This is a genomic window from Pseudomonas sp. NFACC16-2 (assembly GCF_900119205.1).
GTDB lineage: Bacteria > Pseudomonadota > Gammaproteobacteria > Pseudomonadales > Pseudomonadaceae > Aquipseudomonas > Aquipseudomonas fluorescens_Q.
On record NZ_FPIX01000021.1, the window covers coordinates 1 to 13,182 of the forward strand.

Here is a 13,182-nt window from a genome sequence, read left to right on the forward strand (position 1 = left end):
GCGTGGTAATGCATCCCGTGACGCTCTGCGTCACACTCCAGAAGCGGAACGCGGAGCGTCCCTGGCGGCGTTCCCACGCGGAGCGCGGGAACGATCGAACAGGTATTTTATTTGATCCGGTAGTGAAAGGTATTGCGCACCGCGGGCACCGTCACCGCCTTGCCATCGATGATCCGCGGCTGATAACGAAACGTCTGGGCGGCAGCCAGGGACGGTCGGATGAACAATGGGTGGCAACCGTCGAGCACCTTGGGGTTATCGATCCGCCCGTCCGGCGTCACGCTGTATTCCACCGTGCAATCGCCTTCCAGGCCCTTGTCCAGGGCGCGTTGTGGATAGTCCGGGGCTTGCTTGCTCAGCGGTTGGTAGCTGCGGCTGTCGGCGATGGCCTGGCGCGCCTGCTCGGTTTGGCGTTGCTCGGCAAGTGCTTGCGCCTGCCGGGCCTGGCGCTGTTGTTCGGCGGCCTGCTGCTCGGCGTCTTGCCTGCGTCGTTCGCTTTCCTGGCGTTCGCGCTGCTGTTGGGCCTGTTGCTCGCGCTTTTGCTCCTCGACCCGTTTGCGCGCCAGGGCCGCCTGCTCCAGTTTCTGTGCCTGGACACGCGGATCGACAACAGGTTGGCTGGGAACGGGACGCGGGGCTTCTACCGGCGCCGAAGTCGGCTCGGCCGATGGCGGTGCTACAGGAATGACAGCGGCCGGTGCAGGCGCTTCGGGCACCGGTGTCGCTGGCAACATCACCAGTTGCGTGCGCAACACCCGGGGCGCCTCGGCGGCTGGCTTTTCCACGCTCCAACCCAGCACCAACAACGCCACCACACCCGCGTGCAGGGCAACGGCGAGCCCCGCCGCCAGGCCGTTTTTCCAGAAGCGACGGCCCAGCGCAGGCACGCTCAAGGAGGGCCTGTGCATGGTCATCGCCGTCATTGCGGCGCCTCGGTCACCAGTCCCAGATTGCTCACACCGCCCTGCTGCAACGCGGCCATGGCTGCAACGACCCGGCCATAATCGGCATGCTCGTCGGCACGGATGTACACCTGGGTATCGCTGCGCTCGGCCACGACCTGCGCCACCTTCACGCGCATCTGCTCCAGATCCACAGCGCTGTCAGTAGCGTGGCGGGTGTCCAGCTCACCGCCCAGGTTCCAGTAGTAACCGCCCTCGGCCTTGACCGACAGAGTGAGGATTTGCTGGCGACTGTCGTTGGCCAGTGCTTCGCTGGCGACCTTGGGCAGTTCGATCTTCACGCCCTGGGTCAGCATCGGTGCGGTGACCATGAAAATCACCAGCAGCACCAACATCACGTCGATGTACGGCACCACGTTCATTTCGGCCTTGGGACCGTGCTTGCGTTGTGGCTTGACGAGCATCTGCCCTCTCCTCTCAAGCGGCCGTGGCCAGGTTCATCGGTGCACCGTGCAGCTTGCGGTGCAGACGCGCCTGCAGCTCGTTGCCAAAGGCGTAGTAACGGGTCAGCAGGGTCTGGCCGCGAGCGGCAAAACGGTTATAGGCAATGACCGCCGGGATCGCCGCGAACAAGCCGATGGCCGTGGCGATCAACGCTTCGGCAATGCCCGGCGCCACGGTGGAAAGGCTGGCCTGTTGCACTTGGGACAGGCCGATAAAGGCATTCATGATCCCCCAGACGGTGCCGAACAAACCGATGTAGGGGCTGACCGAACCGACGGTGGCGAGAAATTGCAGGCCTTTTTCCAGCTGTATTTCCTGTTCGCTGATCGCCACTTGCAACGCGCGCTCGACGCCTTCAAGCACCACTTCTGGCGTGCTTGAAGGTTGGTTGAGCTGAGTGAAGGCCAGCACACCCGCCTGAAAGATCGGCGTGACACCAGCGTCTTCTTCGCGGACTTGTGCGTGTTCCCGGTACAAGGGCAACAGATCCTGGCTGCTGCGAAAACGCTGCATGAAACCGTTGAGCTGACGCTCGTAGCGTTGCAGCACGGCGCTGCGCTGGATGATCAGATACCAGCTCAATAGCGAGGCCAGCAGCAACGTGAGCATGACCGCCTTGACCAACGGACTCGCGTCACTGATCAGGCCCCAGATCGTCATGTGTTCCAGAGTGGCTTGCATGGTTGAAACTCCTGTCTGGCGGTTATTCGATGAAATGTTCGTGACCGGTTGATGACAGCGCCGCTCAAGGCAGGCGCAGCGCTTTCGCCACGTCGGCCCAGGGCACGAACTTGAAATTCTGGGTCTGCTCGGGCATGCGCTTGCGTCCATCCTGGACCACCAGCGTGCCCTGGCTCCAAGGCCCGCCGAGGTTCATCGAAGTCACCTCCAGGCCATCGGTTTCCGAAGCGCCATCAATGCCCGCGGCAGCGTTCAGGCCGACCCGGAAGGCGCCCCGCACGGCATAGGGCGGCTCGGCATCGAGCACCAGGTAGCTGTCGTTGCCCTGGCTGGAGATCACCAGGTAGTCGTGGCCGTTGGCCTGGTACAAGGCCATGCCTTCAACGTCAGCGTGCAACAATGGGCCAACCTTGATCACACTGTTCAAGGTCGCCGGCTGGTCGGCCCGGGCATCCACCGCCCAAACGCCGACGTCCTCTTCACCGAGAAACAAGCGCTGGCGCTGCTCATCGGCGACGCAACCTTCGGGCTGGCTGTCGACGCTGAACTGGCGCACCAACTGGCCTTTCACCACGCCGTCCGGCGCGCTCAGGCGGTACTGCACGAAGCGCCCGTCCTTGCCGTTGGCGAAGGCATACAGCTCACCTTCGGCAGGCTGGAACAGACAGATGCCGTAGATTTCCTGCAATGACGTCATGATCTCGCCCGCTTCGCGCAACTCGCCACTGGCGCGGTCGATACTGAACAGGCTCAAGCTGTTGCGATCTCGGTTGCTGGCCACGGCCAGATCGACGGTTTGCGTGCCCAGCTTGAAGTTCGCCCGCACATCGACGTTATTCAGGCGCCCGACCGCCAGTTCCTGCAGCAGCTTGCCTTGCAGGTCATAGGCCAGCAGGCCTTGCTTCTTGTTGGTGCCCAGCACCCGGCTCAGCCCGGGTGTCGTTGGATGCACCCAGATCGCCGGGTCATCGGCGGCATCGCCCTGGCGGGCCACCGGTTCGCTCTGGACGATGGCCGTCACAGTGGGCAGTACCGGCGGCAAAGGCACTGGCGTGGGTTTCCAGCTGATTTCGCCTTGGTACAGGTGCCCGTTGTCATCGTCGCGCAGCAGCACTTCAATGCCACTTTTCGTCAGCCGCGCCGCGAGGTTTTCCGGTTCCTTCAGACCCGCCAGCGGCAGACTGGCTTCAGCACTCCAACCCTCTCCCTGCTGCTGATACACATGCAGGCGCGCCGCTTCCGGGTCCAGCCCCAACAGGCCTCCCGGCAACACGGCCATGGCCCCGGCGCGTTGCTGGAGCTCGCCGAACGGTGCGCGCATCGCCACGGGCACCCGTACGGTCTCGGCCTCAGAGGATGCCGGGTAGGCCCACCAACCCACCCGCTCCTCGTTGACGAACAATTGATTAGCGCTGTCCTGCACCTGGCAGGTCTTGGCATCCGGCGGCAACGGCAGGCCCCGCACCCGTTGCGCGGTGTCGCTCAGGCGCTCGCCATTGCCCACCAGCCATTGCTCGCCCTTGCCTTCCTCGCCGACCAGGAATACAAACAGGTTGCTCGCCTCGTCGCGGTACAGGCACAGGCCGTTGACCGGGAAGTCCCGCGTGGGCAGGTACAGCGGCGTGCTCCACTGGCGACTTTTTGGGTCGAGGCTGACGACCATGGCTTGCTGGCGCTCGCTGTCGAGGCTGGCGACCAGCACGTTCTCGCCTTGGGCACGGCTATCGACACCTTCGAAGGTGCCCTTCAGGCGCGTCAGTTCGCGACCTTGGGCATCGAGCAAGAACAGGCCCTCGCGGGCGCTGGCCAGGCGTTCGGTCGTCCAATGGCCGGGCACAAAGGCCAAGGCGTTAAGCGACAGGTCCTGGGGCGCAGGCCAGAGTTGCAACTTCAGGTTGGGGCTCACGGTAGCCGCAAGGGCTGGGACCGTGGCCAGGCTGAAAAGCATCGACAGCAGGTAACGCTTAGGTAAAAACAACATCGTGTTCAATCGGAAAAGTCCTTGTCATTGAGCCGGGTTCAAACAGGTCTGTGGGACCCTTTTGTGGCGAGGGGATTTATCCCCGCTGGGGCGCGAAGCGGCCCCATCCAAGATGTCTGACACACCGCACAGTCAGGTCTTTTGGGGCTGCTACGCAGCCCAGCGGGGATAAATCCCCTCGCCACAGGTGATCAGCATCGGCATCTAGAAATGGGTGAAGGTCAGCCCCAGCTTGTAGGTCGGGCCGTACTCTTCGTACTGGCCGTTGTAGGAGCGGTGGCCGGTGTAGACGAAATACGGCTCGTCGGTGAGGTTCTGGGCCTCGAGGCTGACTTGCAGGTTCTTGCTCAGCGAGTAACGCGCGCTGAAGTCGACGAAGGTCTGGGCATCGACATGCAGGTCATGGTCGCGGTCGCTGATGGACGCCAGCTCGAACAGGTACGCGGATTTGTAGTTGGCCGACAGCCGCAGGCTCAGCTTGTCGTTTTCCCAACCCAACATCAGGTTGCCTACCGTGTCCGACTGGTTCGGCAAGTCGATGCTACGTTTGCGCTGGGTACCACTGGCTTGGTCGAAGCCCTCGATCTCGGCGTCCGAACGGCTGAAGGTGGTGTTGGCGCCGAGCAGCAGGCCGTTCCAAGGTGCTGGCAGCCAGTCGAACTTTTGCGAGTAGGCCAGTTCCAGGCCATACAGCTTGGCGCTGTCGCCGTTGGCGTAGCTGTGGGCCTCTGAAAAATCGGTCCAGGCGCCCGTGCCGGCCAGGTCGGTGTTGTAGACAAAATTCTTGATGTCCTTGTAGAACACGAAGGCCGAGACCGTGCCGGCGTGCCCCAAGAAGTGCTCGATGCCCAGGTCCAGGTTGCTCGATTCCAGCGGTTTAAGCTCCGGGTTGCCGAACGTGGCCTCGTCATCGTCGATGACAAAACCCGGCGCCAACTGCCCAAAGGTCGGACGCACCACGGATTTGGTCCAGGCCGCACGCACCTGAGTGTTCTTGTCCAGTTGATAGCGTGCGTGCAGGCCCGGCAACCAGTGGTGATACTTGCGCCGGGTCTCGGTGTCGGTGAATACGCCGTCGGTGGCGCCGGTGCCCTTGGCTTCGAACTCGGTGCCTTCGTAGCGCATGCCGGCGATGAAGCGCCAGTCATCGATATCGACGGTGTTCATCAGGTATCCGGCGTTGATGTCTTCGCTCATCTTGAAGTCGTTGACTCGCGACTCCTGCTCGTCAAAGAACTGATCGCGATTCAGACCGCCGAGCAACTGCTTGATCGCATCGGCGCTGATACCCGGGCCGAAGCGGCCGAGGCGATAATCCACGTTGCCTTTCTGGAACTGCCCAAGGTTCAACTGCTCGTCGGTAAAACCCAGGTCGTCGAAATCCTCGTAGACCCAGGCATCGAGGTCGTTGTCCTTGTTACGTCGGCTGACTTTGCCACCGAACTTGACCTGGGACGCGTAGCCACGCAGGTCATAGTCCCGGGCCAGGTCCAGGCGCAGGTTTTTCTCGGTGTCGGTGGTCTTCTGCTCCTCCCAATCCACCTTGTCGAGGCTGAAGTTGGCGGGATCGTAGAACCCCGAGCCGATGATCGGCCGCGGCTTGTCGTTGTCGTAGAAGCCGCCGTTGAAACCGTCGATGCCTTCGAAAGTGGCGCCGGCGATGTGACCGGGGCTGTCTTCGCTGGATTGGCTATAGCCGCCCTGACCGCTCAGGGTCCAGAGCCCGAACAGGCGCTCGCCACCGAGCACGTAGGATTGGATCTGCTGGGTTTCTTCACGTTGTTTGAGTTTGCGCTTGCCCTCGGCGTCCCCCAATTCACCGGCGGCTTGCGGGTCTTCGAAGGCAATGCTGGCGGCGTTGCGGGTTTCGCTGTCCTTGTAGCGGCTGTACAGCGTGCGCAGGTAATAGCTGCTGAAGTCGTCGGGCTTGTAGTCGAAGTTCAACCCGCCACCGGCCCGCTCGCGACGGATATCGTAGTCGCGCTGTTCGAATTCTTCGAGGCGCGAGCCTTGCTCGAAATCCCAGGCGCCGCCGGTTTCGACGTTGTCCGAACCGAAGTCACGCTTCTGCCAGCTCAGCGCCGCGGCCACGCCGAAATTGTCGATGCCGTCGCCGAGGCTGAAACGATCGCTGATGGCGCCGGAGAATTTCGGGCTGGTCTGGCGGGTGTTCTTGTCATAGCTGGCTTCGCTGCTGCCGGTGTAGAACAGGCCCTTGTGGTCGAAGGCCGAGAGGCTTTTGACGTCCACCGTGCCGCCCAGGGAGTTGGCGTCCATGTCCGGCGTCAGGGTCTTGATCACCGACAACGATTGCACCAGCTCCGAAGGCAGCACATCCAGGGCAACGGCCCGGCGTTCGCTCTCCGGGGCTGGCACCAGCGTGCCGTTGATGGTCACGCTGTTGAGGTCCGGTCCCAGGCCGCGCACGCTGACAAACCGGCCTTCGCCCTGGTCGCGCTCGACGCTGACACCGGGCAGGCGTTGCACCGCTTCGGCGACGTTTTCATCCGGCAATTGCGCCACGCCGTCGGCATGCACCACGCTCTTGATGCTGTCGGCGTTGCGCTGCTCCTTGAGGGCCTGGTCGATGCTGGCCGCCTGGCCGACCACTTCAACGTGTTCCGTGGCCGCCTGCTCGGCGGCGCTCAACCGCTCACTGGCAATGGCCATCGCCAATGCGGTGAACGTGAAACCGACGAGCCCGGCAGTGCTTGTGCGGTGATACATGGTGGTCCTCCCCAGGAATCCGGAAATCCGCCAGGCAATGGCCCGGCAACTGGGAGGGCACGCTAGGGGTGGGGAATGACGGTTCTGTGACAGGGTGTGGCTGGAGGGGCAGCAATCGGCTGATTTAGCGGGGCTGGCGAGCCGGAATGAGCTGAAATGACCTGGTTTCGAGCCGCCCAGACAATCCGCAGCCGATCACTTTTGTGGCCAGGGGATTTATCCCCGCTGGGCGCGAAGCGCCCTCATTCATATTGTCTGACATACCGCAATGCCTGGTTTTAGGGTCGCTTCGCAACCCAACGGGGATAAATCCCCTCGCCACAATGAGATAGGTGGCGATGTCATGAATGAAAAGTTCAGACAATGGATGAGCTGATTCGACCTCCCCCACCCCATCACCCGCCGTCACCGCACTGTCACATTCATCTGCTGTGCTGGGCCGCATTCCGCTTCTGGCAAAGGATTCCGGCCATGTTCTCCGTGCTGCGCCCGCACTGCCTCAAACTCGCCCTGCTCCTTCTGGCGGCCAATGTCGGGTTGATCCTGCACTTGGCCAGCGGCGAACTCAAACCCATCGCCGAATGGGTCTGGCTGGACATCCTCGGCGAAGGTGGCTCGGCGCTGCTAGCGCTGGTCTGGTTGGGGCTGGTGCTGAAAAGCCGCCCGACCGGACGGGTCACTAACTACCTGATCCTGGGCCTGGGCTGCATCTTCTTTTCCTGGTGGATCGACAGCCTCGATGAATTCATCCGCCTGCCCGACAGCATCACCTGGGACCACTGGCTCGAATCCGGGCCGATGCCGGTGGGCATGATCCTGTTGACCCTCGGCATCTATCACTGGCACCGGGAGCAACTGGCGATCAACGGGCAGATGGAGAAGCGCGAGCGGCTGTTCCGTGAGCATCGTCTGTTCGACAAACTCACGCCGTTGGGAGGCGCCGACTTTCTCAAGCACGAACTGTCCGCCAGCCTGGAAGACAGTCGACGCCGCCAGCAACCCTTGTCGCTGCTAGCCCTGGACCTTGACAACTTCACCGCCATCAACCAGCGCTTCGGCCACGGCGAAGGCGACGCGGTGTTGCAGGCCGTCAGCCAGTTGCTGGTATTGAACCTGCGGCGCCAGGATCTGCTGTGCCGCCTGGCCGGTGATCGCTTCGTGGTGCTGCTGCCCGATACAGGCGAGAGCCAGGCCCGGCGCTTGGCCCTGGAGCTGGAGATTGCGGTGCGCAGCCTGGCCCACAAGACCCGGCAACACAGCGAACGGTTGCAACTGGTCGCCAGCACGGCGGTGGTGATGGCGTTCGACGAGTCCCCCGAAGCCTTGCTCAAACGCCTGAACCTGGCCCTGGCCCAGTCCCGGACCACATTGGCGAAAAGCGCATGACGCTCAAGACGTGCTGGTACGAAACCGACAGCCGCTTCATTCCGGGGCACTATCAGCCTGCCGCGCTGATCGACCTGGCGCTGTCGCGAGACATCGACAGCCATCGCCTGCTGCGCGGCACCGGGTTGTTTCACGACGACATCCTCGCCGGCCAGAGCCGTATCAGCCCGCAGCAGTTCCTCGGCCTGATCGACAACAGCCGGCGCGTGCTGGATGCCAGCGACAGCAGTTTCCTGTTCGGCCAGCGGCTGTTGCCGGGCCACTACGGGCCTGCGAGCCACGCCTTGCGCCACGCGCAGAATCTGCATCAAGCCCTGCAAACCCTGATCGACCAGCAGGCGCTGCTCAGCCCGCTGGCCGCCCCGAGGCTGCTGTTGGACGAGCACTATGCCTACCTCCATTGGCTTGACAGCTGCGGCGCCGATGAGCAATGGCGCTTCGTACTGGAGGCGAGTATGACCTCGATGGTGGCGATGAGCACCTGGCTCAGCGGCGAACGCCTGCCCTGGCAATGCAGCTTTCGCCACAGCGAACCGCGTTACGTCGAGCAATATTGGGTGCACCTGGGTGAGCACACCCAGTTCGACCGCCCCCTGGACCTGATGCGCCTGCCCCGCCACTGCCTCGCCCAGCCCTGGCCCAACGTTTCAGCCACCGCCGGCCAGGTGGCGCGGATCGAAGCCCGGGAACAGCTTGATCAACTGGGCTTCGCTTCAAGCTTTCTGGATTGTATCTACGACTACCTGCACGCTCATGTGCAGCAGACGCTCAGCCTGGAACAGACCGCCCAGGCCTTCGCCATGAGCCCGGCAACCCTCAAGCGCAAACTGCACAAGCACCACACCGGATTCCAGCAACAGGTGGATCGGGTGCACACCCATGTGGCGCTGTACCTGTATCAGGTCAAAGGGTTCAGCAATGAAGAAGTGGCGCAGTACTTGCGCTTCAACGATACGGCGAACTTCCGTCGCTCGTTCAAGCGCTGGACCGGTAGCACGCCGAACCTGATTCGGCAGTTGTTGATGCTGGGGTGAGGCTTATAGGTACTGAAGTCGGACACAACCTTGTGGCGAGCTTGCGGGCTCAGTGCCCGCGGATGTAGTGCTCCAACTGCCGGATCAAATCCGCCTGTTCGACAATCGCCTCTTTCACCAGGTCGCCGATGGACAGCAGGCCGATCAACTGCCCGTTATCCAGCACCGGCAAGTGCCGCAGGTGGCTGTCGGTCATGACTTCCATGCAGCGGTCGATGCTCTGCTGGCTGTCGGCGGTGACCACGGGGGCGCTCATAATGGTGCGAACCGTCGTACCCACCGACGACCGCCCCTTGAGCACCATCTTGCGCGCGTAATCGCGCTCGCTGAACACGCCCACCACTTGCCCGTCTTCGATCACCGGCAGCGCGCCGACGTTTTTCTCGGCCATGATTTGCAGCGCTTCGAGCACCGTCTGCTCTGGAGCGATGCTGTGGACCTGCTGGTGCTGCGCGCTTTTAAGTCTCACCAGTTGAGCGGCGGTTTTCATTGCTTATCCCCACATTCAGCTAAGACACTGCCAATTGAAAAAAAGAAAAGGAGTCCGGCGCCGCTCCTGTGGCGAGGGGATTTATCCCCGTTGGGCTGCGCAGCAGCCCTAAAGCCTTTCATCCCAATGCAACAGATAAACCGAGATCGCTGTCCATGGGGTCGCTTCGCGACCCAGCGGGGATAAATCCCCTCGCCACAGATGTGCCAGACAGGTGTTTATCAGTCTTCGCCGATCTCGACCACGTCGCCATTGAGGCGCACCGGCCAGACCCGCAGGCGCTGTTCCGGGTATTCCAGGCAATGGCCGTCTTCCAGGCGGAAATGCTGTTTGTACATCGGCGAGGCGATCACCAGGTCGCCCTTGATGCTGCCCAGCAAACCACGGCCGATGACATTCGCGCCGGACTTGGGGTCGCGGTTGTCGATGGCGTACAGCGGCTTGTCCTCATGCTCGGGCAGGTACAGCAACGCCACTTGGCTGCCGTCATGCCAGGCGACCACGCCTGAGTTGGGGACCAGGTCGTCACGGCTGCACAGGGCACGCCATTGCAGCGGTTCTTGAGCGACATCGCGGACAGGAATACGAACGACGTTTGACTGGCTCATCAGAGCACCTCCTCGGTAACGGGAATCAGGTGGAGTTCGTGGGCGTGAACCGGCCGGCGCTGGCCGCGCTCGCGGACGAAATGAACATCCGGATCGCCGCGCTTGTCGTTGACGAACGTGCGGAAACGCTTGAGTTTGTCCGGATCCTTGAGGGCGTTGGCCCATTCGCATTCGTAACGGTCGACCACCAGTTGCATCTGCGCCTCGAGCTCCGCGCCCAGGCCTAGGCTGTCGTCGATGATCACCTCCTTGAGGTAATCCAGGCCCCCTTCCAGGCTCTCGCGCCAGACCGACGTGCGCTGCAGTTTGTCGGCGGTGCGGATGTAGAACATCAGGAAACGGTCGATGTAGCGGATCAGCGTGGCGTCATCCAGGTCCGTGGCGAACAGCTCGGCGTGACGCGGGCGCATGCCGCCGTTGCCGGCCACGTAGAGGTTCCAACCCTTCTCGGTGGCGATCACGCCGACGTCCTTGCTCTGGGCCTCGGCACACTCGCGGGTGCAACCGGACACCGCGAACTTGAGCTTGTGGGGCGAGCGCAGGCCTTTGTAGCGATCCTCGAGGGTCAGGGCCATCTGCACGCTGTCCTGCACGCCGTAGCGGCACCAGGTGCTGCCCACGCAGGATTTCACCGTGCGCGTGGATTTGCCGTAGGCATGCCCGGTTTCAAAACCGGCTTCGATCAGCTCGGCCCAGATGTCCGGCAACTGGTGCAACTGGGCGCCGAACAGGTCGATGCGCTGGCCGCCAGTGATCTTGGTGTAGAGGTCGTATTTCTTGGCGACCACGCCGATGGCGATCAGCTTGTCGGCGGTGATTTCCCCACCGGCGATACGCGGCACCACCGAGTAGGTGCCGTTTTTCTGCATGTTCGCCATGAAGGTGTCGTTGGTGTCCTGCAACGGCACCAGGGACGGGTCCATGATCGGCTGGTTCCAGCACGACGCGAGAATTGAGCCCACCGCCGGTTTGCACAGGTCGCAGCCGGTGTGACCACGACCGTGCTTGGCCAGCAGTTCTTCGAAACTGATGATGCCTTCCACCCGCACCAACGCATACAACTCCTGGCGGGTGTAGGCGAAATGTTCGCACAGGCTCTTGTCGACGCTGACGCCGCGGGCAGTCAACTCATGCTCGAACACTTGCTTGACCAGGGCCGCGCAACCACCACACCCGGTACCGGCCTTGGTGTCGCATTTGAGCTGGCCCAGATCAGTGCAGCCACCGTCGATGGCCGAACAGATCGAGCCCTTGGTAACGTTATGGCACGAGCAAATCGTGGCGGTTTCCGGCAGCGCCGCCGGGCCCAGGCTCGGGGCGCCTTCGGACGAGGGCAAGATCAGGCTGGCAGCGTCCTTGGGCAAGGCGATACCGTTCTGCATGTATTGCAGCAAGGTGTCGTAGTAGCTGTTGTCGCCCACCAGCACCGCGCCGATCACGCGCTTGCCGGCGGCGTCCACCACCAGCCGCCGGTAGCTGGCGCTGGTTTCGTCGATGAACTGGAAGCTGCGCGACCCCGGGGTGTTGCCATGGGCATCGCCGATGGAGCCAACGTCCACACCCAGCAACTTGAGCTTGGTGGACATGTCGGCGCCGGTGAAGGCTTCAGCGCTTTCGCCGCACAGCCGGGCCGCGACATTGCGGGCCATCTGGTAGCCCGGGGCGACCAGGCCGAAAATGCTGCCGTTCCAGGCCGCGCATTCGCCAATGGCGTAGATGTCTGGGTCGCTGCTCTGGCAATGGTCGTCGATCACCACGCCACCGCGCGGGCCGATCTGCAGGTCGCTCTGGCGTGCCAGGGCATCCTGTGCGCGGATACCGGCGGAAAACACGATGAGGTCGGTTTCCAGGAAATCGTCGTCGCCGAAATTCATCCGATAACGGTACTGCTCACCGGCGCTGATGGACTGGGTGCCCTTGGACAGGTGCACGCCGACGCCCAGCTTCTCGATACGGGCCTTGAGGGCCAAGCCGCCCTGGGGGTCCAACTGCACCGGCATCAGTCGGGGGGCGAATTCCACCACGTGGGCCTCCAGGCCCAGGGTCTTGAGAGCGTTGGCCGCTTCCAGGCCGAGCAGGCCACCACCGACCACCACGCCACGACGGGCATTGCTGGCGGCAACGCGGATCGCGTCCAAGTCTTCCAGGGTGCGATAGACCAGGCACGAATCGCCTTCGGCACCTTCAATCGGTGGCACGAACGGGTAGGAACCGGTGGCGAGCACCAGTTTGTCGTAGTGAAGACGATCATGAGCGGTAACGACCTGATGGGCGTCACGGTCGATTTCCAGCACCGGCACACCCAGGTGCAACGTGACGCCGGGGGTCTGGTACAACGCCGCTTCGCCAAGGGCCAAGGACTCGGCATCGCGGCCCGAAAAGTACTCGGACAGGTGCACACGGTCGTAGGCACGCATCGGCTCTTCGCTGAACACATGCACACGGTAATGATTGAGGGCACCGCGCTCGATCAATTGCTCGATGCAGTGATGGCCGACCATGCCATTGCCGATCACGATCAGCGTTTGCAGCTTGTTCAGAGAAGCAACGTTGGAATTCATAAAAAGCACCCGACAAAAGCCCATCACGATTTTGAAAGCAAAAAAAAGACGCCTGAAACCTTGCGGTTCCAGGCGTCTTTGCCTGTTCTGTGCGGTATCGGCCCGGCGACTGCGCCCTGACCTACCGATGTCCCCCGGCCTGCTGGCGCTCGATCTTCGTTGACCGACGGGGCTGCCCACTCGACTGTGTTCACGGTGGGCCTGGATAGCCTCTTGCAGCGAGCGTGCCAAACCTCATCCGCAACGCTATTGGCAACCTCGCATTCGCCGACGATCCCCTGTGGGAGCGGGCCTGGCCGCACAACCGT

The 13,182-nt window shown here is 62.6% G+C and carries 10 protein-coding genes; 2 read left to right on the forward strand and 8 right to left on the reverse strand.

Features of this window, described 5'->3' with window-relative positions; genetic code table 11:
- Window positions 1-107: 107 nt before the first annotated feature.
- The 5 genes from BT116_RS17435 to BT116_RS17455 form a co-directional block, all read right to left on the reverse strand.
- Complete coding sequence (locus BT116_RS17435) at window positions 108-923, reverse strand: energy transducer TonB (RefSeq protein WP_072345907.1); 816 nt, start codon at window positions 921-923, stop codon at window positions 108-110.
- Window positions 920-1,366, reverse strand: coding sequence for a protein TolR (tolR, locus tag BT116_RS17440; RefSeq protein ID WP_072345909.1), 447 nt, complete (start codon window positions 1,364-1,366; stop codon window positions 920-922). Before tolR ends, BT116_RS17435 begins: the two co-directional genes overlap by 4 nt.
- Window positions 1,367-1,379: 13 nt before the next feature.
- The gene (gene tolQ / locus BT116_RS17445; protein WP_072345911.1) at window positions 1,380-2,087 is read right to left on the reverse strand and encodes a protein TolQ; all 708 of its coding nucleotides are present in this window, start codon (window positions 2,085-2,087) and stop codon (window positions 1,380-1,382) included.
- A 64-nt stretch (window positions 2,088-2,151) separates the two neighbouring features.
- Entirely contained in the window at window positions 2,152-4,077 is a 1,926-nt protein-coding gene (locus BT116_RS17450; protein WP_072345914.1) for a phytase, read from the reverse strand.
- Window positions 4,078-4,272: 195 nt separating this feature from the next.
- Complete coding sequence (locus BT116_RS17455) at window positions 4,273-6,795, reverse strand: TonB-dependent receptor (RefSeq protein WP_072345916.1); 2,523 nt, start codon at window positions 6,793-6,795, stop codon at window positions 4,273-4,275.
- Window positions 6,796-7,266: 471 nt separating this feature from the next.
- Between BT116_RS17455 and BT116_RS17460 the strand changes: the two genes are divergently transcribed.
- Together BT116_RS17460 and BT116_RS17465 are read left to right on the forward strand one after the other, a co-directional pair.
- On the forward strand, window positions 7,267-8,181 hold the full coding sequence (locus BT116_RS17460; RefSeq protein ID WP_072345918.1) for a GGDEF domain-containing protein: 915 nt from the start codon (window positions 7,267-7,269) through the stop codon (window positions 8,179-8,181).
- Window positions 8,178-9,215, forward strand: a complete 1,038-nt coding sequence (locus BT116_RS17465) for an AraC family transcriptional regulator (protein WP_072345920.1) — start codon at window positions 8,178-8,180, stop codon at window positions 9,213-9,215. The genes BT116_RS17460 and BT116_RS17465 overlap by 4 nt, the downstream gene beginning before the upstream one ends.
- A 49-nt stretch (window positions 9,216-9,264) precedes the next feature.
- Here the strand turns inward: BT116_RS17465 and BT116_RS17470 are convergent, their stop codons facing one another.
- From BT116_RS17470 to nirB, 3 genes are all read right to left on the reverse strand, one after another.
- The gene (locus BT116_RS17470) at window positions 9,265-9,705 is read right to left on the reverse strand and encodes a CBS domain-containing protein (protein ID WP_072345923.1); all 441 of its coding nucleotides are present in this window, start codon (window positions 9,703-9,705) and stop codon (window positions 9,265-9,267) included.
- 221 nt (window positions 9,706-9,926) lie between these two features.
- On the reverse strand, window positions 9,927-10,313 hold the full coding sequence (gene nirD / locus BT116_RS17475; RefSeq protein WP_072345925.1) for a nitrite reductase small subunit NirD: 387 nt from the start codon (window positions 10,311-10,313) through the stop codon (window positions 9,927-9,929).
- Window positions 10,313-12,874, reverse strand: a complete 2,562-nt coding sequence (nirB, locus tag BT116_RS17480; RefSeq protein WP_072345927.1) for a nitrite reductase large subunit NirB — start codon at window positions 12,872-12,874, stop codon at window positions 10,313-10,315. Before nirB ends, nirD begins: the two co-directional genes overlap by 1 nt.
- Between the last annotated feature and the right edge of the window lie 308 nt (window positions 12,875-13,182).

Bases quoted from the DNA above. Each gene is read 5' to 3' on its own strand.
- nirD (WP_072345925.1), bottom strand. From the start codon at position 10,313: ATGAGCCAGTCAAACGTCGTTCGTATTCCTGTCCGCGATGTCGCTCAA.
- BT116_RS17455 (WP_072345916.1), bottom strand. From the start codon at position 6,795: ATGTATCACCGCACAAGCACTGCCGGGCTCGTCGGTTTCACGTTCACC.
- nirB (WP_072345927.1), bottom strand. From the start codon at position 12,874: ATGAATTCCAACGTTGCTTCTCTGAACAAGCTGCAAACGCTGATCGTG.
- tolQ (WP_072345911.1), bottom strand. From the start codon at position 2,087: ATGCAAGCCACTCTGGAACACATGACGATCTGGGGCCTGATCAGTGAC.
- tolR (WP_072345909.1), bottom strand. From the start codon at position 1,366: ATGCTCGTCAAGCCACAACGCAAGCACGGTCCCAAGGCCGAAATGAAC.
- BT116_RS17435 (WP_072345907.1), bottom strand. From the start codon at position 923: ATGACGGCGATGACCATGCACAGGCCCTCCTTGAGCGTGCCTGCGCTG.
- BT116_RS17465 (WP_072345920.1), top strand. From the start codon at position 8,178: ATGACGCTCAAGACGTGCTGGTACGAAACCGACAGCCGCTTCATTCCG.
- BT116_RS17460 (WP_072345918.1), top strand. From the start codon at position 7,267: ATGTTCTCCGTGCTGCGCCCGCACTGCCTCAAACTCGCCCTGCTCCTT.
- BT116_RS17470 (WP_072345923.1), bottom strand. From the start codon at position 9,705: ATGAAAACCGCCGCTCAACTGGTGAGACTTAAAAGCGCGCAGCACCAG.